The organism is Paenibacillus sp. FSL R5-0914, from assembly GCF_038004525.1.
GTDB lineage: Bacteria > Bacillota > Bacilli > Paenibacillales > Paenibacillaceae > Paenibacillus_AQ.
This window is the reverse complement of sequence record NZ_JBBORH010000003.1, coordinates 371,017-397,180: the sequence shown is the minus strand read 5'-3', so window position 1 is coordinate 397,180 and position 26,164 is coordinate 371,017. Positions and strand designations below refer to the sequence as shown.

General features: G+C 44.5%; 24 protein-coding genes. 7 read left to right on the top strand and 17 right to left on the bottom strand.

The window, feature by feature from the left end; translation table 11 throughout:
- The first annotated feature begins 55 nt into the window (after positions 1-55).
- Complete coding sequence (locus MKX60_RS25095) at positions 56-562, top strand: RNA polymerase sigma factor (protein ID WP_042124760.1); 507 nt, start codon at positions 56-58, stop codon at positions 560-562.
- 1 nt (position 563) lies between these two features.
- Positions 564-1,442, top strand: coding sequence for a DUF3298 and DUF4163 domain-containing protein (locus MKX60_RS25090; RefSeq protein ID WP_076284040.1), 879 nt, complete (start codon positions 564-566; stop codon positions 1,440-1,442).
- Between the two features lie 66 nt (positions 1,443-1,508).
- Here MKX60_RS25090 and MKX60_RS25085 read toward each other — a convergent pair whose 3' ends face one another.
- Positions 1,509-2,033, bottom strand: coding sequence for a GNAT family N-acetyltransferase (locus tag MKX60_RS25085; protein WP_076284039.1), 525 nt, complete (start codon positions 2,031-2,033; stop codon positions 1,509-1,511).
- A gap of 136 nt (positions 2,034-2,169) precedes the next feature.
- Entirely contained in the window at positions 2,170-4,149 is a 1,980-nt protein-coding gene (locus MKX60_RS25080) for a GTP-binding protein (RefSeq protein WP_076284038.1), read from the bottom strand.
- Between the two features lie 176 nt (positions 4,150-4,325).
- On the opposite strand from MKX60_RS25080, the gene MKX60_RS25075 reads away from it, so the two are divergent.
- Entirely contained in the window at positions 4,326-5,117 is a 792-nt protein-coding gene (locus MKX60_RS25075; RefSeq protein WP_076284037.1) for an SDR family oxidoreductase, read from the top strand.
- An 86-nt stretch (positions 5,118-5,203) separates the two neighbouring features.
- Entirely contained in the window at positions 5,204-6,166 is a 963-nt protein-coding gene (locus MKX60_RS25070; protein WP_341061325.1) for an S-layer homology domain-containing protein, read from the top strand.
- Between the two features lie 140 nt (positions 6,167-6,306).
- Here MKX60_RS25070 and MKX60_RS25065 read toward each other — a convergent pair whose 3' ends face one another.
- On the bottom strand, positions 6,307-7,035 hold the full coding sequence (locus MKX60_RS25065) for a hypothetical protein (protein WP_341061323.1): 729 nt from the start codon (positions 7,033-7,035) through the stop codon (positions 6,307-6,309).
- Positions 7,036-7,200: 165 nt separating this feature from the next.
- On the opposite strand from MKX60_RS25065, the gene MKX60_RS25060 reads away from it, so the two are divergent.
- Positions 7,201-8,256, top strand: coding sequence for a UvrB/UvrC motif-containing protein (locus MKX60_RS25060; RefSeq protein WP_256721601.1), 1,056 nt, complete (start codon positions 7,201-7,203; stop codon positions 8,254-8,256).
- 177 nt (positions 8,257-8,433) lie between these two features.
- Here MKX60_RS25060 and pbfA read toward each other — a convergent pair whose 3' ends face one another.
- The 6 genes from pbfA to MKX60_RS25030 are packed head-to-tail and all read right to left on the bottom strand — an operon-like array spanning position 8,434 to position 15,121.
- Entirely contained in the window at positions 8,434-9,789 is a 1,356-nt protein-coding gene (gene pbfA / locus MKX60_RS25055; protein WP_341061322.1) for a (R)-1-hydroxy-2-aminoethylphosphonate ammonia-lyase, read from the bottom strand.
- On the bottom strand, positions 9,779-10,594 hold the full coding sequence (gene phnX, locus MKX60_RS25050; RefSeq protein WP_341061321.1) for a phosphonoacetaldehyde hydrolase: 816 nt from the start codon (positions 10,592-10,594) through the stop codon (positions 9,779-9,781). Before phnX ends, pbfA begins: the two co-directional genes overlap by 11 nt.
- On the bottom strand, positions 10,591-11,685 hold the full coding sequence (gene phnW, locus MKX60_RS25045) for a 2-aminoethylphosphonate--pyruvate transaminase (RefSeq protein ID WP_076298382.1): 1,095 nt from the start codon (positions 11,683-11,685) through the stop codon (positions 10,591-10,593). The genes phnX and phnW overlap by 4 nt, the downstream gene beginning before the upstream one ends.
- A gap of 22 nt (positions 11,686-11,707) precedes the next feature.
- Entirely contained in the window at positions 11,708-12,709 is a 1,002-nt protein-coding gene (locus MKX60_RS25040) for an extracellular solute-binding protein (protein ID WP_076284032.1), read from the bottom strand.
- Positions 12,710-12,756: 47 nt separating this feature from the next.
- Positions 12,757-14,376: an ABC transporter permease subunit gene (locus MKX60_RS25035; protein WP_076284031.1), complete on the bottom strand. Its 1,620-nt coding sequence runs from the start codon at positions 14,374-14,376 to the stop codon at positions 12,757-12,759.
- Positions 14,369-15,121 (bottom strand): ABC transporter ATP-binding protein, encoded by a 753-nt coding sequence (locus MKX60_RS25030; protein ID WP_042124736.1) that lies wholly within the window; start codon positions 15,119-15,121, stop codon positions 14,369-14,371. Before MKX60_RS25030 ends, MKX60_RS25035 begins: the two co-directional genes overlap by 8 nt.
- Before the next feature lie 209 nt (positions 15,122-15,330).
- Here MKX60_RS25030 and MKX60_RS25025 point away from each other — a divergent pair, with 209 nt between their 5' ends.
- Both MKX60_RS25025 and MKX60_RS25020 read left to right on the top strand, forming a co-directional pair.
- A complete protein-coding gene (locus MKX60_RS25025) occupies positions 15,331-16,092 on the top strand; it encodes a DeoR/GlpR family DNA-binding transcription regulator (protein WP_076284150.1) in 762 nt (253 codons plus the stop codon).
- A 252-nt stretch (positions 16,093-16,344) separates the two neighbouring features.
- Complete coding sequence (locus MKX60_RS25020) at positions 16,345-17,730, top strand: methyl-accepting chemotaxis protein (RefSeq protein ID WP_341061320.1); 1,386 nt, start codon at positions 16,345-16,347, stop codon at positions 17,728-17,730.
- Positions 17,731-17,822: 92 nt separating this feature from the next.
- Here the strand turns inward: MKX60_RS25020 and MKX60_RS25015 are convergent, their stop codons facing one another.
- The 8 genes from MKX60_RS25015 to MKX60_RS24980 all read right to left on the bottom strand — a co-directional run bounded on the left by MKX60_RS25015 (position 17,823) and on the right by MKX60_RS24980 (position 26,047).
- A complete protein-coding gene (locus MKX60_RS25015; protein ID WP_341061319.1) occupies positions 17,823-20,051 on the bottom strand; it encodes a Tex family protein in 2,229 nt (742 codons plus the stop codon).
- Positions 20,052-20,169: 118 nt separating this feature from the next.
- Positions 20,170-21,369, bottom strand: coding sequence for an MFS transporter (locus MKX60_RS25010; protein WP_076284029.1), 1,200 nt, complete (start codon positions 21,367-21,369; stop codon positions 20,170-20,172).
- A gap of 171 nt (positions 21,370-21,540) precedes the next feature.
- Positions 21,541-22,149, bottom strand: a complete 609-nt coding sequence (locus MKX60_RS25005) for a TetR/AcrR family transcriptional regulator (protein WP_341061318.1) — start codon at positions 22,147-22,149, stop codon at positions 21,541-21,543.
- A gap of 156 nt (positions 22,150-22,305) precedes the next feature.
- A complete protein-coding gene (locus MKX60_RS25000) occupies positions 22,306-22,656 on the bottom strand; it encodes a type II toxin-antitoxin system PemK/MazF family toxin (RefSeq protein WP_042124727.1) in 351 nt (116 codons plus the stop codon).
- Between the two features lie 3 nt (positions 22,657-22,659).
- Positions 22,660-22,941 (bottom strand): CopG family ribbon-helix-helix protein, encoded by a 282-nt coding sequence (locus tag MKX60_RS24995; RefSeq protein WP_025698676.1) that lies wholly within the window; start codon positions 22,939-22,941, stop codon positions 22,660-22,662.
- A 214-nt stretch (positions 22,942-23,155) separates the two neighbouring features.
- Positions 23,156-24,337: an alanine racemase gene (gene alr, locus MKX60_RS24990; protein ID WP_076284028.1), complete on the bottom strand. Its 1,182-nt coding sequence runs from the start codon at positions 24,335-24,337 to the stop codon at positions 23,156-23,158.
- Between the two features lie 216 nt (positions 24,338-24,553).
- Positions 24,554-25,639, bottom strand: coding sequence for a LolA family protein (locus tag MKX60_RS24985; RefSeq protein ID WP_094872533.1), 1,086 nt, complete (start codon positions 25,637-25,639; stop codon positions 24,554-24,556).
- A 234-nt stretch (positions 25,640-25,873) separates the two neighbouring features.
- Positions 25,874-26,047, bottom strand: coding sequence for an aspartyl-phosphate phosphatase Spo0E family protein (locus tag MKX60_RS24980; protein WP_076284026.1), 174 nt, complete (start codon positions 26,045-26,047; stop codon positions 25,874-25,876).
- Positions 26,048-26,164 lie beyond the last annotated feature (117 nt).

Sequence of the window (26,164 nt, the reverse complement as noted above, 5' to 3'; positions counted from 1 at the left end):
TAGTAATCTAACAAACTAAAGCTACGCAATATAAAAAGAGAAGGGTTTTACGAATATGCTTAAGAGGAATAAAGAGAAATTACTCACTCTTTGTATTACAGATAACAAGGAGAACATATACCGTCTAGCTTACAGCTATGTGAAGAACAAAGAGGATGCATTAGATGTTGTTCAGGATTCGATTTATAAAGCTCTCTCCTCTATAGGGTTGCTAAAGAACCCAGAATCCGTAAAGAGTTGGTTGTTTAGAATCGTAGTAACTACCTCTCTGGATTTTCTGAGGAAACATAAAAGAGTTCAACCGGTAGATGATGAAGCACTCGACTTTTTTATCCCTGGTGCGGTAGACGTGTATCCAGATATTGATTTAGAAAGATCGCTGGATGATCTACCCCTTAAGTATCGAAATGTCATCGTCCTTAGATATATCGAAGATTTAAAGATCGAGGAAGTTGCGGAAGTATTAAATGAAAACGTCAATACAGTAAAGACTAGACTATATCAAGCACTCCAGTTATTAAGAGTCAACATGCAGGAAGAATCCTCAAAGGAGATCAATTAGAATGGATAACCAAATCAAAAAAATTATAGAAGATTATAACAAACTCCCTATTCCTGAGGAATTAGATTTCGTTGTAAGTAAAGCATTAAAGAAAAGGAAGATAAGAAGAATACGTTACCAGTGGATATCTGGAGTTTGTGCGGCAGCCCTATTTTTCGTGATTGGGATTAATGTCAATGTTAACATTGCCAATGCCTTCTCCGCTATACCTGGTGTAGACAGTATTGTTAAAGTGCTAACTTTTAGAGAATACAAAGTGGATGAGCAGACCTATAATGCAGACATAAAGGTCCCCATCATTACTAACCTAGAGAATAAAGAGCTGGAATCGACTCTGAATGAAAAATATCTCGAAGAAAACAAAAAACTATATGATGAGTTTCAAGCAGAGATGGAGTCTTTAAAGCAATCCGGAGAGGGGCATTTAGGGGTCGATACAGGCTTTGAGGTTAAAACGGACAATACTGAGCTATTTGCTATTAGCAGATACGTGGTAAATACCGTAGGTTCATCGTCAACAACAATGCAGCACGATACGATAGACAAGAAGAATCAAATCCTGCTAAGTCTGCCTATGTTATTTAAGGATGATCGATATATCAGTATCATAAGTGAAAATATTAAAGAACAGATGCGCTCCCAAATGAAAGCAGATAAAGATATGTTCTACTGGATTTCAACAGATGAACCCAATGAAGACCTTTTTTATCAATTTGAAAATATAGCTAAAGATCAAGATTTCTATATCAACGATAAGTACCAGCTGGTTATTTCCTTTAACAAATATGATGTGGCTCCTGGCTACATGGGCGTTAGAGAATTCATCATTCCAACAGATGTAATTGCAGATGTTCTGGTCAGCCGTACGTACATTAAATAAATCATTATGAGACTCATAAGGGGTATGCGTTTTGTATCCCTTATGAGTCTTTTTTTGCGTGAAAAGTCATTCATCAATCCCTATGCCTCTAATGTCTTGCCATCCTATTTTTATTTCTTCTAATAATTCATTCCCTATCTTAACTTCTATACTTGAGATAGACTCTCCCCCAACGCTGTGGTAGAAATGAATCGCCGGATTGCCCACCAGCACCCAAGTCATGAACGAACTATAATTTTTCTTCAATAAATTCTGTGCTACACTTCTTATGAGCTGCTTCCCTAGACCTTTTCCTTGGTGTTCCTTAAGCAAATAAAGTGCGTAAAGCTCCGCATCGTAGAGATCCGGCTCTCTTCGCGCCCCTCCATTTGCAAAGCCAATGATCATCCCAGCCTCATCTTCAGCAACATACATTACCTCGTCTTTATTGGGATTTTCAAAATTCTGAATCCAGCGCTTCCTTCTAACTTCTACTGTGAAATTATCAAGAAACTCGTCTGATATTAGTCCTTTATACGTGGTTTTCCAACTCGTAGCGTGGACGAAAGCGATCCCGTCTATATCACTAGCTGTTGCTTCTCTGATCTTCAATTCATTTCCCCCCTGTACTAATTCTAATCAAGTATCCCTGACTATCCCATTATATCCACCAGCCTATATTCTGGAAATAAGAAGAACCAGATAGCATCCTTTTGAGACGTCATCCGGTTCTATCCTTCTATCTCACTTATCCCTGCAACGCCTTCCGCACGCTTAATATATATTTCGCTTGATCCAGCGGGTTCACTCCCCGGCGGGTACGCTCAGCGGATACGTCTGGCGGAGATTCTTCATAGCCGGCAAAAAAAGAAGTAAATGTGCTACGCCCCTTCGTGTAGGAGCTTAAAGTAACCGGATAATCGAGCGACGTTGCCAGTGGCAGACGGCCTTCGATGATCATCCGCTCGCCTTGTAGCACAGGTGGCTCGAAGGTGCCGCGCATCTGAACCAGGTCGTTCATCACTCGGCCGCCATTCTCCTCAGGGACAACGATGCGAACCTGAAGAATCGGCTCCAGTAGTTTAGTGCCTACCCGCGCGAGTCCATCCATAATCCCCATAGGAGTCGCTACGGCAAAATCCAGCGGATGGGTATGCCATACATGATGCTGTCCCTCGATTAAGGTCACTTTAAGATCGGTAACCTCCCAGCCGTACAAGCCCTGTTGCAAGGCTTCTGGTACACGGCGTGCGGTCTCGCTCTGATATTGCGGCAGCAGATCGGAACTCCGCACTACCGAATCATAAACTAAACCACTGCCAGGAGGTCCGGGCTCTATCTGAAACCGCAGAATCGCCCAGCACGGCTTCGGCATCGTATAAGCGATAAAGCCTTCCCCAGCAGAGGCTGGCGTTTCTTTATAGATAACAGAAGGCTGACCGAAGGTAACCTTCAGCGCATACCGCTCCTCCAGAACACTATTCAGAATCTCCAGCTGAATAGGTCCCATTACTTTGATATGCAGCTCTCGCTCATCCTGCAGCCACTGCGCATCCAAGAGCGGATCTTCATCCGCCAGCTCCTGCAATGCTCCGATAACCTTATGGTCATCCATATCGGTTCCCCAGAATACGCGCACCGTTAGCAGCGGTACAGCCAGCTTCGCTTCCTCCGGAATCGCCTCCGGATGGCCGAGTACATCTCCGATCCGTACCCCTGAAAGACCATAGATTACAGCGATATCCCCCGCTTCAAGCGATCCGACATCCTCAGTACGACCACCCTCGACCTTGCGGATCTGGGTCACTTTTCCCTGAATATTCTGCGTGTAGTTCATTACCGTATCGCGGTTACGGATCGTTCCTTCATAAAGGCGGACAAACGCCATTCGCCCCATGCTTTTATCACGCTGAATATTGTAGACAATGCCGGACACCGGCCCCTCAACATTGCCACCAGCTCGCGGAAAATACTCAACCATCGCGTCCAGCAATGCAGTAATGCCAAGCCCCTTGGCGGCAACACCATAAACCATTGGGAAGAAGCGTCCTGAAGCGGAAGCTGTCTTCATATATTTTTTCCAAGCTGCAAGATCAATCGAACTACCTGACATATACGTTTCTAGCAGGTCTTCATCCCGCTCAGCCAATGCCTCTAATAATTCTGTCTGTGCAGCAGGATCAGCATCACTTCCCCATAAATCAGTAGCTTCTATGTACTCCTGCTCTTTACCTATCGGTTGCTGAACAGGAATGATATCACTAGATAAATAATTTCTCGCTTGGGCCAGCACAGCCTCAGGGTCTGCACCTACACGATCCATTTTGTTCATAAAAATAAGCGTCGGTATTCCCAGCTTCCTCAGCGCGTTCCAGATCATCTCACTTTGAGCCTGCACACCCTCTACCGCCGACAAAATTAGCACCGCACAATCCATCACTCGCAAAGACCGTTCAACCTCTGACAGAAAATCGACGTGTCCTGGTGTATCAACGAGGTTGATCTGCACGCCCTTCCATTCAAAAGAAGCTAATGCCGCCCGAACGGATATTCCTCGTTGCCGCTCCACATCCATAGAATCCGTCAATGCTGTCCCACTGTCTACACTGCCGAGCGCTCGAATGCGACCGCTTTCATACAAAATATGCTCTGTTGTTGTTGTCTTGCCGGCATCCACATGGGCAAATATCCCCACATTAATCCGTTCTGCTCCCTGCTGCTGAATCATCTATAGTACCCCTATCATGAGCTAGATTGATCTAAATTTATATTGTACACATCCTTATGTCTCATAGTAATACATCCCTCCTTGTTGTTCCACCCTCCTACTAAATTGGTTAAATTCAGCTATGCCGGGTATGTAATTACTATGTAAGAAGTCTAACGCCAAGGAGGAAATTCATCATGTTAGATCAACGTTTGCAAAATAAAGTTGCAGTAGTCACAGGCGCAGGGTCCGGTATTGGAAAAGCTACAGCCATAAGGTTTGCTCAGCACGGAGCTAAGGTATATATGCTTGATCGCACCCCTGAGGAATCCTATGAAACTAAACGTGAAATTGAATCCATTGGAGGAACAGCTACAGTTATCGAATGCGATGTTTCCAATCCAGGTCTTGTCGAAGAAAGTATTCGTAAGGTTGCGGATGAGGCTCAAAAGATTGATATTATTTTTGCGAATGCTGGCATTAATGGTACATGGGCTCCAATAGAAACACTAGAAATCGAAGATTGGGACCAGACGCTAGATACCAACCTACGCAGTACCTTTGCCACAGTAAAATATGCTATCCCCCATATGAAAGAAAATGGCGGAAGCATCATTATCACTAGCTCTATTAACGGAAATCGAGTGTTCTCGAACATCGGCGCTGCTGCGTACTCCTCTTCCAAGGCTGGACAAGTCGCTTTTATGAAAATGGCTGCGCTAGAGCTGGCGCAATACGGTATCCGCGTAAATGCGGTCTGTCCTGGATCAATCGACACTCAAATTGGAGATAATACGGATAAGAGTGATGATCTTCAAGAAGTGAAGATTCCTGTAGAATTTCCAAAAGGCAATCATCCTCTGGAAGATGCGCCCGGTAAACCTGAACAAGTAGCCAATCTAGTATTATTTCTCGCCTCGGATGAGTCTTTCCATGTCACAGGAACTGAGATCTATGTAGATGGTGCCGAGTCACTCCTTCGCGGATAACGTTTTACTTGAATATTTATAATATTTTAAATTGCCTGCAACATTTTGGTCTAATCTACCATCTAAGAGTATGGAGGTGACGCATAATGAAGAAATCATTATTCATAAGTAATGTCAAAACAATGACGATAGCCTGCGGTATTCTAGCAGCAAGCCTGTCATTTGGAGCATCCGCTTTTGCTTTTTCGGATTTGAAAGGTGATCCTGCGGAAGCAAAAATTAACTCCCTGCATAAAGAGGGGATTATAAATGGAGTAGACAAAGATAAGTTCGCGCCTAAATCTAAAGTAAGCTTTGCCCAAGGGATTCAGTTCATCGTTGGGGGTCTGAATCTGTCTCCGAAGCCAGAGGCGGGTAACAGCTCATCCAAAGCTAGTGATTATTTTGATAAGGTGAATGACAAATCCTGGTATGCTTCAGCCTTCATGACTGCCAAGCAAAATGGTCTTTCACTTGATCGAACAGTAGATCCCAACGGAACCATCACCCGTGCTCAGTTCGCTCACTTATTGACGCAAGCACTGCAAAGTAAAGGTAACTTCCCGGTTACACTCATGTATGTAGACATTAAGGATGGCGATAAACTTTCTACAGAGGTTATAAATAGTCTCCAGATCCTGTTGAATACACATATCGCCACACTCGATAAGAACGGTAATTTCCGGCCAAATGATGCCATTACCCGTTCGGAAGCAGCCGCGATGACCTACGATGCAGTTGCTTTTGCCAAACGCGTAATTGTGTCTAATGGCAGCCCTACTACTCCAACCTATGAGACTGAGGTTACACTAACCAAAGCGGGTGAAGGAGTAAACAAGGCTACGTTGACCGTTAACAACTTACCGCATTCTGGATATGGACTAGTGATTGAGCGAATCGAATTTGGCAAAGACAAGACCGCTGTGATTTATTTTAATGTGACTGCTCCTGAACCAGGAAAAATGTACGCACAGGTGATCTCAAAAGCATCTGTTGTCACTTATCTGCCAGAGGGATATAAAGCGATCGCTAAATCGGTATCTGGATCTACATCTAGCGCTACGCAATAAAAGCTCCGGACTCGATTCTTATGGAACGAATCAAACGAAGGTGCCCCAAAAGCCGTAAAATGGCTACTGAGGCACCTTCGTTTTTTGGGTTCTCCCCCATGTTCTAAACTACCCAAGGACTAATAAGAATTTCTTACTTCTCAGGGTGTCCATTGATCGTGAATAATGCCTACTAGTGCATGATCCTCTCCAATCTTCTCGAAGACTAGACGCAAGCTGCGCCAGTCCATTCCCTCGACAGAAGGTTCGATACCAGCAATATGATATTCAACGAAATCATATTGATCCTTTGGATACACTTCGTTTAAGTTATTAATCATTGTGCCTTGACCAAGCCCCTTGTTCACAGCAATCTCGGCCATCTGAATGAAGTCAGCATCATAAACAAACCGTTTGTAGTAATCTGCGAATGTCAGCTCGATTAAATCACCCGAGCCAGCGAACGTTCGCCAGATTCTTTTGGTGGAGTCTTTCATTAATCCTTCTACTTCATCCTTATTGAACACAAGATCATTCTTCGTATCTACGTATGCGTATGGAGAAAAACGTAACCCTTTATCTGAATGTACCCATGCGGCCAGCTGGCTCATATCCTTGTTCCTAAGAGCGTTCATCACCGTAGATGCCGCTTCCTCAACTAATGGCGGCAAACCCTCTAGATCCTGGGGCTGCTCCGTGCTTGGTGGCTTCGTCTCCTGTGGTGGCTCTGTCTCCTGTGGTGGTACCATCGTAGCGACTGGCTGTGCAGTTTGTAACTGCTCTGGCGTCTGCTGCGGATCTACACCTTTTTCAGGCGTTCCACTGCAGGCCGTAAGCCATAACAGGCTCGCTATCAGAAGCATACCTCCAATACTACTCGCTCTAAGCATAAAATCCCTCCTCACCATTCGATCATTTCTTATTAGACTGATTTGAACAAATGAAGGTTGCAAGCTTATACTAAAACTATCAATAAGATCTTGAATGACGGAGTGGTTACTATCGATTTATCAGAGAAACTAAAGAGCCTTCCTCTGACTCCCGGCGTGTATCTCATGAAGGATGGCCTCGGCCATATTATATATGTAGGAAAGGCGAAACAGCTGAAACGGAGAGTAAAATCCTATTTTCAAAACTCGAAGTCTCATTCCCCAAAGGTAAAACAGCTCGTTCGCCATATTAAAGATTTGGATATTATCCTTACAGATACCGAATTCGAAGCTTTTATGCTGGAGTGCAAATTAATTAAAGAAATAAAGCCCATGTACAATAGAAAAATGAAAAATCCGCAGGCCTATACGTATATCGTAATAGGAGCAGACAACAAGATGCGTTCGTTAGACATAACCTATGATCCTCAAGTCCAGAAAGGGAACATGATTTGGGGCCCCTACACGAGCAGAAGTACCGTGGAAAGAGCCGTGCAAGGCATCAAGGAAAGCTCAAAAATCCTTTGCAGCAATCCAAGCTTCAAAAATTCTTTATGCCTAAACCATTCGCTTGGCTTATGCATAGGGATGTGTGCTGGCGGCGATGCTGCCGTTCAATATAATACAATCATTGATAAAGTCATAGCCCTACTAAACGGAACGGATTCCAGCCTCCTTGTGGAGATGGAGCAACAGATGACTGAAGCTGCACAGCAATTTGACTTCGAAACCGCCGCCAAATATAGGGATTACATGGGAGCCATCAGCTTCCTGAATCACAAAGAGAAGGTTATCGAATTCGCTGCAGAGAATCAGAATATTGCGATCCTTGAAGCCATGGATGAACAGACGCTTAAACTCATATTACTCAAAGGAAATCGCATCCTGGCGCATACTAAGCTCGAATACGCTCAACCCGATATTACCTACCTGCAAGCCGTTATAACATCAGCGATTATGGACACTTTCTGCGGTGAACTTAACCAGGCCCCGGCAGCAATTACTCGCCATGAAATTGACGAAGCACAAATTATATACAGCTATTTAAAAAGCAGCTCCTGCAGCTACATCATCGTGCAAGAGGATTGGCTTGCAGCTAACAATCATTCCCGTCTAGACACTGCGGTGGACGAGCTGTTGCGTATCTTTTTAAATGCTGCTCCAGCCCATTCGTATAATTAATCTACCTTGTAACTGCGGTGAATGTTTGGACTTCCGTCCCCTTCATCTCATCTATTGGCTCAACTGTTACTCTAAACTTACCCAAAAAGAGCAGGTCCTTCACTCCTTAAACGACAAAACAGGTTTCTCCCCCCATGAACGGAGCGGAAGAAACCTGTTTTGAAGCTTGCCTATCTCTCAACTATATTTACACAATCCTTCATCCAGAAGATTAACAGCAAAAGTTAATTGCTCTTCAGATACAATAAGCGGAGGATGCCAAGTGATGCAGTTTCCTCCAGCCAATTTAAAAGAAAGACCCTTCTCCAAGCAATAATACAGTACTCGCTCAGCTAATTCCTCATTCTTCTCTCTAGTCTCTCTGGACTTCACAAGTTCAATAGAAATCAGTAGTCCAGCAATACGGACATCTCCTATGCAAAGATGTTTAGCCGACAGAGTCTCAAGCTTCCCTCTTACAAATTCAGACCTGCTGATACATTGTTCCTGCAGATTTAAATCATCGATATAATCGATGGTGGCACAGATCGCTGCACTTCCTAACGCCGGTTTCTCATGGGTATAGTGCCCCAAAGAAATATCCCCCGCACAATCATATTGCGTTCTGGTAAGCACCGCTGCTTGCGGGAACATCCCTCCACCTAACCCTTTTCCAAGCACGAGGATATCCGGTTCGATATCGAAATTCTGATGGACGTAGAACTTTCCGCTTCGCATCAGCGCTGTTGGAATCTCATCAAAAATCAGCAGAATCCCATATTCATCACATATTTTTCTTAATCTTGTGAAATAAGAGATAGGCGGGATATGCGTATCCGTCGCCCGAATAGGCTCAAGTAAGATCGCCCCGATCTCTCCCTCATGCTGAATCATATATTCCAGATAGTCGAGGCAGAAGGTAGCCACCGCTTCATGCGAATGACTTCCCAGCAGGTTGCGGTATGCATTAAAAGGAATGGCTTTCAGCATTCCTGGCATTTGCGGGCCCATGTCCTTTTTAAACACGTATTCTCCTCCGACAGCGATTGTGTCCAGCCCCGCGCCATGGAAGGACTCCCACACAGAGATGACCTTATGCTTCCCCGTCCATTTGCGAGCAATCTTAAGGGCTAGACCTACAGCTGCACTTCCGGAAGGCGTAAATAATACTTTATAGTCCTTTGAGGTCGTTTTGTTGATTAAAGCTTCTGCAGCTTTCACTGCAATATCTGCCGTAAATCTTCTTGGAATGAACGGTAGCTCGTCGAGCTGTTTTTTCACAGCTTCAGTTACGTAAGGATTCTTATAGCCAATCTGATGAATGCTATTTCCATGAAAATCAAGATATTTGCGTCCATTCACATCTGTGATATAACATCCCTCAGCATCTACGATGCTGTTCAAGCACGGCGTTGACATGGATTGTCGCATATATGCACGCTCATCCGCTTCGATCCGCTCCATACTCACAGCGCTAAGCTGGGTCATCCACTCTGTCCGCAAGGGGCTAAAGTTGATGTCACCTTCTCTTTTCAGCTCATGATTATCTCGCATAAGGTCTGATTCCTTGAGAAATCAGTACATTGATTCGCCCAATCAGCTGAGGCAGCTCACTCATCGATTGAATCGTAAAGTCTGCCCCGTTTTGTATAAAAGAGGTCTGTGTCGCAGAGATCACCGTTTCCTTCTCCACGTCTGAAAGTGCATTAAATTCCTCCTGGCTTAAGCCCATTTCAGAGCTTCCAATAATTACGCCTACGGACCAGACGCCTGCATTAACGCCTTCTTGAATGTCTGAAATCGTATCACCTACCTTAACAACCTTCCATGCTGCCGATAGCTTTAAAGCTTCCATATTATGATAAATCATATACGGGTAAGGTCTTCCCAGTGAATGCGTTCCATCTGGCGTGATTACATAATCCGGTTGATAGCCCTTCCCAGCGGCATTCGGAATTACAACATCCATCATGGATTGGGTATATCCAGTGGTCGAACCAATCTTTAGCCCCTGGCTTCTGAGCACTTGGACGGTCTCAATAACCTGCGGAATCGGATCAGTATATTCGGATAAGGATGCCATCAGAGCCGGTTCGAATTCAGCATACAGGTTCTCTACATCCTGTTCAGTAAAAGCTCTGCCATACTTTTCTTCCCACAAGGCACCTACTCTTGGCATGGATAACATCGCGCGGATATGATCTATTTTCAGCATCCCCATAGGGGCTCTAGCTTCCTGCATCGTAACTTCAATCCCAGCCTCCCGAAAAATATCAAGGAAAACATTCACCGGTGCAAAGCAGCCAAAATCTACCGCTGTTCCTGCCCAGTCCAGAATTACGCCTTCGACTTGATTCATTGTGTCATTCCTCCCATGTATGCTTCGATAATATTACATAAGTTCTGAATATCTTCTTCGTAAATCTCACCAATATTCCCAATCCGGAAGGTGTCGTGCTCCGTTAATTTGCCTGGGTAGAGGACGTAGCCTTTTTCTTTCACATATTCATAGAAATCTTCAAAGCTGAATGTCTCGTTCGGAAAAAGAAAGGTGGTTATAATAGGAGACTGCTTATCGTCTGTGATATACGCCTCTATTCCTATTCTCGCAAGTCTTTCTCTCAGTATGCGGTTATTATTCTGGTATCTTGCTGCCCTTGCAGGAATGCCGCCTTCTTCGATCAGTTCTTCAATCGCTTTCGAAAATGCAGCGACTACATGGGTCGGAGACGTATAGCGCCATTTCCCATCTGCGTCCATCGCCATCCATTGATCGTATAGATCAAGTGATAGACTACGTGCATTCCCTTTACATGTGAGCAGCTTATCCAGCTTTGCAATGACAAACCCAAATCCCGGAACACCCTGAATACATTTATTGGCGCTGCTGATTAAATAGTCAATTTCAAGCCCAGGTACATCAATCTCTATTCCACCGAAGCTGCTCATCGCGTCGATAATTAATGTTTTATCGTAGGCTTTTGCCAGTTGTGAGATCATCTCAAGCGGGTTAAGAATCCCTGTCGTCGTCTCGCAATGCACCATCGCAATGTGCGTAATGGCTGGATCCTCTTTAAGAATCCCTCTAAGCTCTGCCTCTTGGGGGAATTCATTATATAGGGCACTATACACACGATAATGGAGTCCGATATATTGCGCCATTTGCACAATACGTTCTCCGTAGGCACCGTTTGTAATAATCAAAAGCTTATCATCCGCTGAAATCGCCGTAGTCAGCACAGATTCCACTGCAAACGTACCACTACCCTGCATGAGAACTGCCGTATATTCATCGTTCGTTGCCCTTGCCAAATCCAGAAGTCTGGATCTGATTTGTTGTGTAATGTTCTTATAGTCCTGGTCCCAAGTACAACGGTCAAAGAGCATTTGCTCTTTGACCGTGTTAGTAGTTGTCAAGGGACCGGGTGTCAGCAGTTTATAGTTGTTCATGGCCCTAACACTCCTTCTAATCTTATTTATTTTCTTTAAAGAATTGTTGATGTTGCTCCAGCAGTTCCACAGTCAACGGCTTAACAAATTTCATACTGTGTGCAGGCTTATGGATATCACTAACCGTTTCATCTTTATATAGAGCCACTGGGTAATTTGTAATTAAGTCTTTTCTAGCATCTTTAATAATCGTTTCTGCCATTTTCATAGCCAGCTCTGTTGTTGCATCATCTTTTTTCACCACGGCTACGGATTCTGTAAGCGAGAAGTTACCTTCCGTTGGATCTACATAGTCAATCGGTGCGCCTTCTTCTTTAGCTAATACTGCCTGATGACGAAGTCCAAAGCCTGCAGCCACTTCTCCTGCTTTTACCTTTTTAATCGGACCGGAACCGGAGCTTTCCAGATGTGGGCCTACATTAGCAACTAAATCATGCAGAACCGTTTTACCTTCTTCTTCCCCGTATTGCGAAATAATCGCCTGAACCAACAACCAGCCTGTCGAAGAGTCCATAATGTTCGGAACAGATACCAAGCCTTTAAATTCTGGTTTTGTTAAATCCTTAATGGACGTTGGCATCGCCAAGCCCTTATCTTTAAGCACCGCTGTGTTTACAAAAATAGCACCGGTATTCGCCAAAATCGGCGTATAGTACGCTGGATAGGAATCTAACGCGTTAGTCGTAAACGATAGATCTTTAAACATGCCATGTTTCTCTTGCGCACTTTCTACAAAATAAGAGCTCATCGTGATCAGATTAGCCTCAATTTTGTCTCCCTCTGCCATCAGCTTTCCACCCAGCTCAGAAGTGCCCAAGGATTGAAAGAGATATTGCCCTTCGTACCCCGCACCTTTTAGCGCAGTCTCCATAGAGGCTACAGCTTCTTCATCCGCATTGGTCAAAATCACTACTTTACTCGCATCACCCGCTGCTTTATTTCCACAACCTGCTAATGTGAACACCAAACTCAAAGCCACGATAGACAACATAATTCCTTTGAATCCCTTAATTCTCTTAGACATAATTTCTCCCTCACTTTAACTGGTTTTTTTATATTTAAAATCGTTAACTAACGAGAGTTTGATTGCCGTTTCTGGAGATAGTCACCTAGGAGCTTAATGATAAGGTTGGTGCAAAAGATCAGGATGGATAGGACAAACACCTCATTAAATTTGGCGAAATGCTGCAGCTCTTTTATTTTGCTGGCAACTACCGAGGTTTGGGCAGTCACTAGAAAGATAATTCCGCTAATGGTCACCATCGCATTGATAAAATAGTAGCTGACCATCTCTATCACCGTGGATGCAGAGTTCGGTAGAATGACCCGGCGGATCGTCTGCAGCCAGCTGTCACCTAATAATTCAGCAGTGGTTTCCCACGATGGATTCATTTTCGCCAGAGAGTTCTTTGCCATCAAATAAGGAGTCGTAAAGTAATGAACAAGGGTGCAGAGCACAAGAATCGTAAAGGTTCCTTTGAGACTGCTGTTATTGAACAGAAGTAGATACGACAGACCAAGGACCATACCCGGTACCGTGTTCGTCACCATCGATAGGATGTCAAAAGTCGCTTTCCCTTTTATAGGCGTTCGCACATTGATGATAGCCGCAGCATAAGCCACGATCGTACCTACGATTGCCGTCAGTCCTGCTACGAGCAAGGAATTTTTATATACATTGATTAAATCGCTTGATTGAAAAACATCCACAAAATGCTTGAATGTAAACGTAAGATCATAAGGATAGCCATTCATCAGTGGTGCAACGAACATGACTGCAAATACAGCTAGTAGACCGATTAGAATCACGGATGAGATTAGTCCAAGAACCGAATCTCTGCCTTTATTCGGGATCATCTCGATTTCAGTCACCTTGTCATAATGGAAATTGAATTTTTCAAGATACGTTAACAGCACAACCCCGAACGCCGCCGGTATTAACATCAGTACAGCAATAACTGCCCCATTGTTGAAATCCGGTATAGCCCCAAGCATGACCTGATACAGCTGAGTAGCAACCACGTTATACGTCCCCCCCACCGATGCAGGGATCCCAAAATCCGTGAAGCTTAGGATAAAAGAAAGAACAAACGCCCCTCCCAAAGTGCCCCACAAAGGCCGAACGATCGTGTTCATGAAGCTTCGCAGCGTCCCATCCCCCATAAGCTTGGATACGACGATGAACTTTTTATCAATGTACTTGAACGAATTATGAATCAGCAGGAAAGCAGAAGGTAAGGTATAAATTACGTAGCCTATCAACAGACCATTAAATCCATAAATCTCGAATAAATTCCGTCCGAAGATTTTAGTAATCAGTCCCTGGTTGCCGAAAGAGTACATTATTGCAAACCCGTAAGTAATCGTAGGTAGCAGCATAGGAATCAGAATTCCAGTTCTAATTATGCTTTTTAACGGGCGATAGATTCTTGTACAGTGGATTGAATAGGCTAGGATAAAAGCTAGAACCGTCGTGATGAGTGCCGTAACACCGGAGACCTTCATACTATTTCCGATGGACTCTCGAATCTCTTGATCTGCCAGAATGGTGAGATAATTGGATACCGAATAACCTTGGCCTGTTTCAAACGAGCGGATAAATAAAACTGCCAGTGGCAAGATCAGGAAAACGATAAATAACAATACGATTGGGATAAAAATGATCCGCATTTCCGGTTTAGCTTTAGGCATAATGTTCACCGAACAGGTTATAGATATTTTCCCGTTTCACTTGCAGTTGCCCCAGAATAAATTCTTTTACAAAATCATTGCTAGGTTGTTGAATGATCTCTTGAGGTGTTCCGAATTGGGCAATATGACCTTGATTAATGATGAGAATTTTATCCGACAGGGTTAACGCTTCTTCAGGGTCATGGGTGACGATAATCGTCGTAAGCTTATATTCTCTGGCGATGGATTTAATCCGAGCTTTAATAGATTCCTTGATGATTCCATCCAGTGCGCTTAGAGGTTCATCGAGCAGTAATAATTTGGGCTTCATTACGAGTGTTCTTGCCAAAGCCACCCTTTGCTTCTGCCCACCCGATAGAGCGCCGATCTTCTTCGTTAAATGCGGCTTTAATTCCAGAAACTCGATATACTCCTGAACCTCATGCTCCGACGTTAAACCCTTTTTATTTTTCAGACCATAAACGATATTTTCGTAAGCATTAAGGTTGGGGAAGAGCGCATAATCCTGGAACACTATATTAAATCCGCGTTTCTTCATGGGTACATTGCTTAAATCTTGATCATTAAAAATGATTTGCCCCTGCTCCATCTTAGCCAATCCCAAGATGATGTTTAGCAAAGTGGTTTTGCCACTCCCGCTGGGGCCGAGTAAGGAGACAATTTCCCCTGCTTGGATGTCTAGACTAATATCCTCTAGAACAACCTTGTTATCGTAATGCTTGCTTATGTTTTGTAATTTAAGCAAAGGTTCCACCTCCTCAAGTACAACCTCAGTATAAAAAGGTTTTGTTTTTGAGGATAAACAGTTACGTAAAATGTATGTAAATTATAAATAAGTTGTGAGTATATTATAAGTATATCATGACTAACTTAGAAAGGAGTAGTTGCTACCCTATATTAATCCCTTTATACTTCAACTATCGAAAGCGATATAAACTTTGAATGGGTGATTACATGTTTCCACTGGAAAGACAAAAGAAAATCATAGAAATCTTAATGTTCAAAAAGGTTCAGAAGCTGCCGGAGCTAGCAGAAGAGCTTAATATTTCTATCGATACCCTTCGCAGAGATATCAACCTGCTGGACAAGCAAGGGAAGATCAAGAAGATTTATGGTGGAATTAAACTGGTGGAATCGGAGTTTGCTGAATCTCCAATGGATGCGCGGATGGTCGGTCACTTAGAGGAAAAGAAAATGATCGCCCAAAAGTGCAGCGAATATATCAACGATGGGGATTGCATCTATCTGGACAGCGGCTCTACCACCTATCAGATCGCCAAATATATCAAGAATAAAAAGAATCTCACGGTCATTACGAACTCCATTCCTGTGGTAAACGAGCTGATGAACAGTGCGGTTGAGCTTATTATCATTGGCGGAAAGGTCCGACTAAATGAGCAGTCTGTCATTGCATATGATTATCTATTTAATTTCAGTGAATTAAATATCCTTAAGGCTTTTATTTGCGCAAGCGGCATTACCCTTGAAAAAGGCATCTCCGACTATAATCTGGAGGAAGCTCAAACGCGCAAAAAAATTATCGATCTCTCCAAAGAAGTTTATGTTGCCGCTGACCATACTAAATTCGGGAAAGATGTGACCATCGGCATCGCCTCACTCGATAAAATTGGATACATTATTACCGACCGTAATATAGATCGAAGCTTCCTCCAGAAGTTTAAAACCAAACGCACGAGCTTGATTGTTGCGGAATAATATTACAAAAGAAACCTCTCTCGGATCTGAATGGTTGTGTGGAACTTCCATTTTACCTAAGGGAGGTTTTTTTCGTGTTTTTTTAAGGATCGCAGACACTTACCTTAACATCATAGACATCATTTCGTGAATCTCTTAAACTTAAAAATCAGAAGTACTATTACATTATGGAGTGTGAATATGCCCTTGAATCATATGTCTGAATTACACCAGAGAAACAAATTAATTATTTACTTGTTTTGGGGCTGTTTGTTGTTCGGTTCAATTTCGCTTTACAGATTTCCACAAACAATCATGGCGATTATATCAGCAGCGGTCCCCCTTGGATTATTGTGTACGGTACTAATTTGGAAACGTGTGGCTACACCTTATATTATGTACATAACAGCTATTGGCTTTAATATCATTACATACTTCTACATCGATGCAGGGGCAAATATCATTAGTACGTTAATTCTATACTGGGGTCTAGGCATCGTATCCCTCTATCACAACTATCGCCCATTGCTCCTTAATGGTGTGATAGCTTGTATCTTACTCAACTATTTTCTAATGACCAAACCCGCTTTCGAATCCGTTGATGCCTTAAGTGTTAACGTTTTTCTCATCATGATGATACTGGTTCTGATCTATCAGAGTCAGATTGGTACGAAAATGTTCAAAAATATGTCTAAGAGCAGCAACGAAGCTGAACGTGCCAGAGCGGAAATGGAGACCATTCTTACAGGTGTTACTGAATCCGTAGGAGTTCTGAGTCAATCTAGTAATCTAATGCATAACAACGTACTGACAACAGATCGAATTTCCAAAGAAGTCGTAACCGCCTTCCAAGAGATAGCTAGTGGAGTAGAATCACAAGCACAGAGTGTTAGCGATATCTCAAATGCTATGCAGCAGTTAAACGAATCAGCTATGCAGGCAAATGCTGCCTCCGTCTCCATGAGCAATAGAAGCCGTGAAACGGATCAAATTACGCAAGAGGGGCAAGATGAAATCATTCGCTTAACTGGAACTATGTCTGAAGTTACGGATATCGTAACGAGTACTGCTGGCTTGATGACACAAATGAATGAAGAAAATCAGAAGATTGAATCGATTGTTTCCAGCATCGTAGGAATTGCTGAGCAGACGAATCTTTTGTCGCTAAATGCTTCTATTGAAGCCGCTCATGCGGGGGAACACGGCAAAGGTTTCGCAGTCGTATCCAATGAAATCCGAAAATTGGCACAGAGCTCCCACAATGCATCCGCGGACATTGCCCGGATTCTCAGAAGCATTCAAAATAATATTGCGCAGGTTGGCGATATGGTTTCTAACGGGTTGCTAGTTGTAGAATCAGGGAAAAATTCCACTGATGATATCGCTCGATTATTCGAGGGCATTCGAAACAATACACACCAGGTGCTTGAACAAGCAGAAGACCTGAAGGATAGGAGCGATCATATCCGGCACGCATCCACCCTTGTACTCGGCGAAGTTAATTCAGTGGCTGCAATTACCGAAGAGAATACCGCAGCTATTGAACAAGTCCTCGCTAGCGCTGAGGTCCAGCAACAACATGTTTCTGAAACGGTGATTAGCATTAGCAATCTGAATGAGTTAGCTATTAAGTTAGACAATTTAACGAGATCTTCATAGATACAGCTGTTTGTTTCAATACCATTCAGTCAAAAGAAAAAGCCATCTACTCCTCACGAAGTAGATGGCTTTATTTGTTCATTTAGTTCACTTTAGCTAAGACTTCCTGCCTCAACACGCGGCGGACGCATGGTCAGGCTGACCCGGCCCTTCTTCAGGTCAACACCCATCACCCAGACGGTGACATTATCTCCTACGGAGACAACATCCATCGGGTGCTTCACAAAGCTGCCGCTGAGCTGGGATATATGCACCAGCCCATCGTTCTTGATCCCGATATCGACGAATGCGCCGAAATCGATCACGTTGCGGACGGTTCCCTGCATTTCCATGCCAGGAACCAGATCCTCGATCTTCAGCACGTCGGTGCGGAAGATCGGCAACGGCAGCTCCTCGCGCGGATCGCGGCCCGGACGCTGCAAGCTCTCTAGGATGTCGCGAAGCGTTGGCACGCCGACATCCAGCTTCACAGCCAGCTCCTCGGCATTTTGTGCCTCCAGCTGTGAAGCCACTTCTTTGCTGCCCAGCTTGTTTACATCTAGGCTCAGCTCACGGAACAACCGATCCACCACCGGATATGACTCCGGGTGAATAGGCGTGCGGTCCAAGGTGTTATCCCCTCCAGGAATCCGCAGGAAGCCGATACATTGCTCATAGGACTTCGCACCCAGACGAGACACCTTTTGCAGCTGCTTCCGAGTCGTGAACTTACCGTTCTCTTCACGATATTTAACGATATTTTTAGCAATCGTACCGTTAACGCCAGCCACATAAGAGAGCAAGGCAGGAGATGCCGTATTTACATCCACGCCCACATGGTTAACCGCCGATTCTACGACAGCCTTAAGACTCTCTTCCAGATGCTTCTGGGAGACGTCATGCTGATACTGACCCACACCGATAGCTTTCGGATCGATCTTCACCAGCTCCGCCAGCGGGTCCTGCACACGGCGGGCGATAGAAGCTGCACTACGCTCTGCTACATCCAGATCCGGGAACTCCTCCTGCGCCAGCTTGGAAGCAGAATAGACACTCGCACCAGCCTCATTAACGATCAGGTAAGCCAGCTCTGGATCGCCAATTTCGGCGATCACTTCTGCCGTAAATTGCTCGGTCTCACGAGAGCCTGTCCCATTTCCGATCACGATGAGCTGAATGCCATATTTAGCGATTAGTTCTTTAAACTTAGCAGCGGCTTCAATTTTCTTGTTGTTCGGTGGCGTAGGATAGGTCACGGCTACTTCAAGCAACTTACCAGTATCGTCTACGACGGCCAGCTTACAGCCGGTACGATAGGCAGGGTCAACACCCAGCACACAGCGTCCCTTAACGGGCGGCTGCAGCAGCAAGCTGCGTAGATTACCAGAGAAGATCGAGATCGCTTGATTCTCGCCCCGCTCGGTCATCTCCCCACGAACCTCACGCTCCACAGAAGGAGCAATCAGACGCTTGTAGGCATCCTCAGTCACTGCCTCCAGCAGTTCCTTCACTGGGGATGGGCCTTTAATGATTTTCCGCGCAATGTAAGCATGAATTTTGTCAGTGACAACCTCAATACCTACCTTCAGTATATTCTCCCGCTCACCGCGATTAATGGCGAGAATTCGGTGAGGTGGCATTTTGTGTACAGGTTCACGGTAGCTATAGTAGTTCTCGTATACGGATTCCTGCTCTGCATCCTTAGCTTCAGACACAAGGATGCCCTGACTTGCCGTATATTGCCGAACCCAAGAGCGGATCGCAGGATCATCTGCAATGTTCTCGGCGATGATATCCAGTGCACCTTGAAGCGCTTGATCTGCGGTCTCCACTCCTTTTTCAGCATCTATATATTTCGTTGCCTCAGTTTGTGGGTCACCTTGTCTTTGCTGCTCCATAATCCAGTTTGCAAGCGGCTCTAAGCCTTTTTCCTTCGCAACACTAGCACGAGTCTTACGCTTCTGACGGAAAGGACGATACAAGTCCTCCACTTCCTGCAGCTTGACCGCATTTGTGATTTGTTCATGAAGTTCCTTGGTCAGCTTGCCCTGCTCTTCAATATTGCGGATAACGTCTTTCTTACGTTCGCCCAAATTGCGAAGATAAGCCAGGCGCTCTTCAATATCACGCAGCGCATTCTCGTCCAGCTCACCCGTCATTTCTTTCCGGTATCTGGCGATGAACGGAATCGTATTCCCCTCATCCAGCAGTCCAACCGTTGTACGCACCTGCTTCAGGCTAATGTTCAATTCCTTGGCAATCGCTACAGTAATCAATTCCTGCTCCCGCTGTGCGGCCGCCTCTTCCGTAATGACTCCCGTATTGCTGTTATCTACCGTCATTAGTATCCCTCTTCCCGTACACAATCTGCTTATACAATTCTTGTTCTCATAACTAAAATAGTATCACAGATCGGCTCTGTTCCAAAGTCCAGCCTAGAGAGGAGGTAGATTGGGTGGTTTACGCGCGTTGTCCCATTCCCCTTTTTCCAGAACTAAGTGACAACATAAAACATAATGCTAGAACAAACGCCGCTGCCACATATGGAAAGTTAATACTTAGATCAAAAAGATACCCTGCAACGATAGGCCCTGCGATATTTCCAAGACTCGTATAAGCAGAGTTCATTCCTGCTACGAAGCCTTGCTGCGTTTCCCCCGCCATTTTGGATAACTGGGTGCCTACCGCTGGTCGAAGAATATCCATAGCCAAGAATACGACAAAGGTAATCGCACAAATCGCCCAGAAGCCACTTACAAACAGCGTCAACAGAATAAACATTGCAGCAGTTATAAGGCAAGTGGAGATTACCTTATTCTCGCCGAATTTATTCAGAATCCAGCCAAACGCGGATACCTGCACCACAGCACCGGCGATTGAGCCAAAGGTAATCACAAAAGCAATATCTTTAGGGGTAAAGCCAAATTTATGGTCCACGAACAATCCGAATACCGTTTCATAGTTAGCCAATCCAAAAGCCATAACAAATACAATAATTAACCCAAAAAAGTAAGGTTCACGATAAGAACGCATCAATTGCGTGAAGAAGCTCTCCTGATTATTTTTAGATAGCTTCGCTTCCATCCGTTTCTCTACAGACAGAGACTCAGGCAAGATCAAAACTGTGATTAGAGCTGCGATCCCAGCCGCACCAGCCGCACAGAAAAAGGGTACCCGCATGCCAAGCTCAGCAAGATAACCGCCAATCCCTGGACCGATAATAAATCCGGTAGTAATGGCTGCGTTAATAAGCCCCATGCCTTTCGCTCTCTCTTCAAAAGAGGTCGTGTCCGCTACATAAGCCATAACAGCTGGCATAATTAACGCAGCGCCTACACCACCGAGCAGTCTTGAAACGAACAAGAGCCAGGACACATTCGCCAGACCAAAGAGCAGCTCTGAAAAAGCAAACACGATCAGACCCGCAACGATCACTTTTTTTCGGCCAATTCTGTCGGATAACCTGCCGGCGAATGGCGATACTAATAATTGGGCAAGGGAGAATGAAGCCACTAACAGCCCAACGGTACTTCCTGTGATCCCAAGTTCATTCATGTAAGTAGGCATGATAGGGACTACAAGTCCGATCCCTGTAAAAGCAAGAAAAATATTAAGCATAACAAGTAGCATAGCGCCCCTGTTTCTAAGTAGTAATGACATTGTGTTAACCTCCGTAGTTTCTAAAGCCAAGTCTTCAAATAGTTTCCCTGTAGAGACCGACCATCCGGTCTAAATTATAGCAAAAAAATAATCCTTCTAATCCGGTGCCTTTAAGAAGCTTCAGCCTTCTTGATTCCTGAATGTAAAGCTCCTTTCAAGCCCCATTATATCTTACCCCGTATATATCCCTTGTAATAACAATCGTACTGATTCCCGGTAATATTTTTTGATATCATCCGGAGTCTTTTCAGGAATAGAACATTCAGCAGCTCTTCCGATCCCTTCGAGCATACCATTTACAATAATCACATAATCCTCTAAATCACCCTTAATAAAATACCCCGTGTCCATGCCTTCCTTCAGAAGATCACGACACGCATGCGAGGCAGCCTCATATAAATGAGCAAGCCGCTTAGTGATTTCCTCCGGATGAACTCTGCTTCTTGAGAATTCCTCAAGCGCCCGAATCAACGGATTCTGAAAATCATTTGCATAGTGCTCGGCTAAAGCATATAAACGCTCCTGAACACCAACAATTTCATTCTTCTTATCTTCCCACGCCTGTAACCACTGCGCCGTATCCTCTTCTACCACATATAAAAAAAGTTCATCCTTGCTCGGAAAATGATGATATAAGCTGCCCTTACTAACATTCGAGGCTACGCAAACTTCATTCATGGTTACAGCTGCATACCCCTTCTGAACAAACAGCTGTGTGGCTTTAAGTACAATTCGTTTCTTTGTTTCTTCTCCGTCTGAACGTCCTCTGATTCTAAGCACCTCCTAAACCGACCGTACGGTCTAATACTATCAGATCATTTTGTAAAAGTGAACCCCTAATCCTTTTTTACCATGAGTTCGTAAAAATGCACATCAAAAGACGCCCGGATTCGTACCCGAGCGCCTATCTCATGGATTATCTATAACCCTGGGTGATTAAAAATCAATCAGTCCGAGGCTGATTTGCAGCGAATCATCCACCTTCTTCATAGTCTCATCATCAAGGTGGGTGATCTTGTCAGTTAAGCGTTGTTTGTCAATCGTCCTAACCTGCTCCAGCAGTATAACAGAGTCTCTGTCAAAGCCATGAGCTGCTGCGTCAATTTCCACATGCGTAGGTAATTTAGCCTTCTGGATTTGGGCCGTGATTGCGGCCACAATTACCGTCGGGCTAAAGCGATTGCCAATATCATTCTGGATTACCAGTACTGGCCTTACTCCGCCTTGCTCAGAACCTACAACCGGCGAAAGATCAGCAAAAAAAACATCGCCACGTTTAACGATCAATGTCTACACCCCGCTTACTAAGCGGCCAAGAGTGCTGTCTGCATCTTCCTCCGCGAGGAACGCCTCGCATGCCATGGTCAAGTTGATCTTAGCCATTTCCATGTAGCCGCGCTGCATGGACTCCCGGATAGAACGTTTCCTCCGTTCGCTCAAATACAGCTTCATGGCCTGCCTAATCAATTCACTCCGGTTGGAATTCTCCAATTGAACAATTCCGTCCACTTCCTGCAAGAGATGATCGGGCAAGCTGATCATGATTCTTTTGGTGTTCTGCAAATTGGCCACCTTCTCTTCCACCCCCACAAACCTTCTGCCCTTGTGTTCCAGTGTTGCAATATACAAGGAATTTTATACAAGGAATATATGCCGCCAGTATATCAAGTATGCTGCATCCCATTATAAACTAGAAATGGCGGTTCGTATAGGCTTTTAGTCATATATCCTAAAACGATACAATTCCTTCTATTTTCTCCCTTGAATAACATCACTGTCAAGAACTTTAAGATTGTAACAGAGCATTTACTAATTTAGGAAGTGTGCCTTCACGGATATAAACGCGCGGCACCCGATGAGCCAGCATGCAAATTACCTCGTAGTGAATCGTTCCAAGATGGAGAGCCAACTCGTCTGCCGTGACCATCACGTCAGCTTGACGGCCGATGAGTACAACTTCTTCGCCTGCTTTAATTTGTTCCGCTTCTTCAGCGAAAGATTTGAGTGATACCATACACTGATCCATGCAGATTGTTCCGACGACAGGAACGCGGCGTCCACGTATTAACACCTCCGCTTTGCCAGTTAGCATGCGGGAATATCCATCTGCGTACCCCACAGGTAACGTTGCGATAATCTCCTCGCTGTCTGTGAAGTACCGAGTGCCGTAGCTGACGCCCCAATGAGAAGGCAGGCTCTTCACATATACAACCTGCGTCTTCAGCGTCATTACCGGATGTAGTTCTACCAGCTGACGGTTTACCTCAGTTGAGGGATAAAATCCGTACAAGCTGATGCCTACCCGCACCATGTTGCTGGATAAATAAGGTGAATCAATGGCCGTAGCGCTATTGCCCGTATGTATGATCGGGATCTGAATGTTCTGCTCCCGCAGCGTTTCCGCCACGCTCATGAACCGTCGATGCTGTTCCAGTGTATAGCTTTTGTCTAGTTCGTCTGCCTTGGCAAAATGGGTAAACATACCCTCCAGCTCCGCCTGCGCAACAGACTGCACTTCAGAGATAAATGCGGGTGCGTCATCTGGTAAAAGACCCAGTCGCCCCATCCCGCTATCAATCTTGATATGCACCTTCAGCCGATGTTCCGGATCTATAGGAAGCTGTCTAACAGCCTCTAATACTTCCGGTGTGAACAGTGTTACAGTTACATGGTTCTCCCAGGCAATGGCTATTCCTTCCGGAGAAGTGTAGCCAAGCACCAGTATAGGAATCAGTATTCCCGCCTGACGCAGCTCCAATGCTTCATCCAAAAAAGCCACACTAACATAATCTGCTCCGAGTCTTTCCAGTTCCCGTGTCACTTCCACTGCTCCATGGCCGTACGCATTTCCTTTGACGCATCCCATAAACTTTGTCTCTGCCGGCAAGTAGCGGCGAAAGGCTTCGTAATTGGCACGCAATTCATCCAGATTAATTTCGGCTACTGTCGGTCGATAGCTTGCTTGCACTTCAAAGTCACCTTCTTACGTTGTAGTAAAACGTCATAGCTGTAATGATCATTGTCTTAGTACTCATGGTAATGCTACGGAAGGTGGCTGTCAATGTGAGCTCAGTTATCTTTTCGATTCAGTTCAAAGCGGCTGGAGCGCTGGCAAATATAGAAAGGCGGATACTACGTTGTAGAGGAAAGAATCCCACAAAACGCAGTATCCGCCTACTTTATATTATTTACCCGATTGTGCCTCCATAGAAGCGGCAATTTGCATCATTTCGTTAACAGGAAGATTAGCACTTGTAATTCGATACTCTATACCCTCAGACATCCAAGTCAAAGTCTGCTGCTCATCACCACTCAGAAGTCCTGCGGTAAAACCAAGATCTATCAGCGTTCCAGGAGCCAATGCTACTGCACGGTCCAATGGACGGGCTTCCATAATGGTGTATTGATAAACCCCATCATACCGGATGAGAACAGCATGATCCTTGTTCCCCTCCATTTTATGGGAGTCCTTCAACTCGACACCTGCCGGAACGTACCCCGGTTCGATAATACCAAAGTCACCCAGCTCAGCAGCGACAGGTTGCCCCTCTTGCTCCTGACCCTCAGGAACTACAACCGGATTTCCATTTTCGTCAACCTGAGCTACTGTACTTTCTGAAGCAGCACCTGTAGTCATATTCTTTTGCATATCAAAGGAATCCTTAGTGAAATCTGTATCGAATTTAAAGGTGTCAAACTTCACGTCAACAACTACCTTGGCTTCAGAATCAGAGACTTGAACCTGTTTAGGCTCATAAGTCTTTTTATCCAGCCAAATCTTCTGCCGCACAAGGGCATTGCTCTGATAATTCGCAGCTACCTCAAACACATAGTTATCTCCATCTTCCACAAATTGACGATTGTTATCTGAGACGATGCCCCGAACTAGTGTCTGATACAAATAAACCTGGCCTTGATTGTCCGGCCAATCACTCTGGAAGCGGAAGCTCTTATTCATACTTGGTGTAAGTACGAACACACCCTCATCATTACGAAGCACGATCTGCGTAATATCCTTCTGTACATTCGCCAAGCTGATCCGGTAATAAGAAGGGTTCTTGTACCATACCTCTACCTTATACTCCTGCGGCTGCTCGCCGGTGAATAGGGTCATAATGCCTGAAGCTTGGTACGTTCCCTGCTTACTCTCCAACTTGTCGGCCACATTGTTCAAATCCTTGACCACGGAAGCGGCATCCTTCTTCCCGCACCCCGTCATCACCAGGGCCACGCTCATAATGATCGCGAGTACCCATATTGTCCGGCGCATGACATCATCCCCTTAACCTGTTTTGAATGCATTGATTAGTACATGTCTATGAGGGACTTGGCCGCAATATGCAGACGGGCATGACAAGCTGGGAGTTAGATTTATTTTTTAGGAACATACAAACAAAAAAAGCCCACGCATAGCGCTGGCTTTATGTTTTATACAGAAATGTAATAACATTATGTAGGTCTTATCTTTTGAATAGAGAGAAAATTATACGATCAGTTTCTTGTTTCAACTCTCATTATCACTATGTATTGCTTTATTGTACTGATTGATTAATTCATCCAACCTCATCGACTGTCTGATCACATTTGGATGTAACAATCCACCGTATTCCCTTTCCATTAAATAAAGTTTGGCTCTAGCACCCTCTATTCTCTTTTGGATAATTTCTGGATTATTCATTACACTACCTCCTCAAATTAATATACTAGAGGTATATGTCAAATTCTATATTTTACAAATAAGTGCAGTACTATAAAGAAATGATTCTAATAAATATTAGAAGGAAGGTAATAATTA

Excerpts from the sequence above, each read along its gene's own strand:
- MKX60_RS25065 (WP_341061323.1), bottom strand. The coding sequence starts at position 7,035 with ATGCTTAGAGCGAGTAGTATTGGAGGTATGCTTCTGATAGCGAGCCTG.
- pbfA (WP_341061322.1), bottom strand. The coding sequence starts at position 9,789 with ATGCGAGATAATCATGAGCTGAAAAGAGAAGGTGACATCAACTTTAGC.
- MKX60_RS25070 (WP_341061325.1), top strand. The coding sequence starts at position 5,204 with ATGAAGAAATCATTATTCATAAGTAATGTCAAAACAATGACGATAGCC.
- MKX60_RS25035 (WP_076284031.1), bottom strand. The coding sequence starts at position 14,376 with ATGCCTAAAGCTAAACCGGAAATGCGGATCATTTTTATCCCAATCGTA.
- MKX60_RS25060 (WP_256721601.1), top strand. The coding sequence starts at position 7,201 with ATGAAGGATGGCCTCGGCCATATTATATATGTAGGAAAGGCGAAACAG.
- MKX60_RS25095 (WP_042124760.1), top strand. The coding sequence starts at position 56 with ATGCTTAAGAGGAATAAAGAGAAATTACTCACTCTTTGTATTACAGAT.
- phnX (WP_341061321.1), bottom strand. The coding sequence starts at position 10,594 with ATGAATCAAGTCGAAGGCGTAATTCTGGACTGGGCAGGAACAGCGGTA.
- MKX60_RS25080 (WP_076284038.1), bottom strand. The coding sequence starts at position 4,149 with ATGATTCAGCAGCAGGGAGCAGAACGGATTAATGTGGGGATATTTGCC.
- MKX60_RS25075 (WP_076284037.1), top strand. The coding sequence starts at position 4,326 with ATGTTAGATCAACGTTTGCAAAATAAAGTTGCAGTAGTCACAGGCGCA.
- MKX60_RS25040 (WP_076284032.1), bottom strand. The coding sequence starts at position 12,709 with ATGTCTAAGAGAATTAAGGGATTCAAAGGAATTATGTTGTCTATCGTG.
- MKX60_RS24985 (WP_094872533.1), bottom strand. The coding sequence starts at position 25,639 with ATGCGCCGGACAATATGGGTACTCGCGATCATTATGAGCGTGGCCCTG.
- phnW (WP_076298382.1), bottom strand. The coding sequence starts at position 11,685 with ATGAACAACTATAAACTGCTGACACCCGGTCCCTTGACAACTACTAAC.
- MKX60_RS25025 (WP_076284150.1), top strand. The coding sequence starts at position 15,331 with ATGTTTCCACTGGAAAGACAAAAGAAAATCATAGAAATCTTAATGTTC.
- MKX60_RS25090 (WP_076284040.1), top strand. The coding sequence starts at position 564 with ATGGATAACCAAATCAAAAAAATTATAGAAGATTATAACAAACTCCCT.
- MKX60_RS25015 (WP_341061319.1), bottom strand. The coding sequence starts at position 20,051 with ATGACGGTAGATAACAGCAATACGGGAGTCATTACGGAAGAGGCGGCC.
- MKX60_RS25010 (WP_076284029.1), bottom strand. The coding sequence starts at position 21,369 with ATGTCATTACTACTTAGAAACAGGGGCGCTATGCTACTTGTTATGCTT.
- MKX60_RS24980 (WP_076284026.1), bottom strand. The coding sequence starts at position 26,047 with ATGAATAATCCAGAAATTATCCAAAAGAGAATAGAGGGTGCTAGAGCC.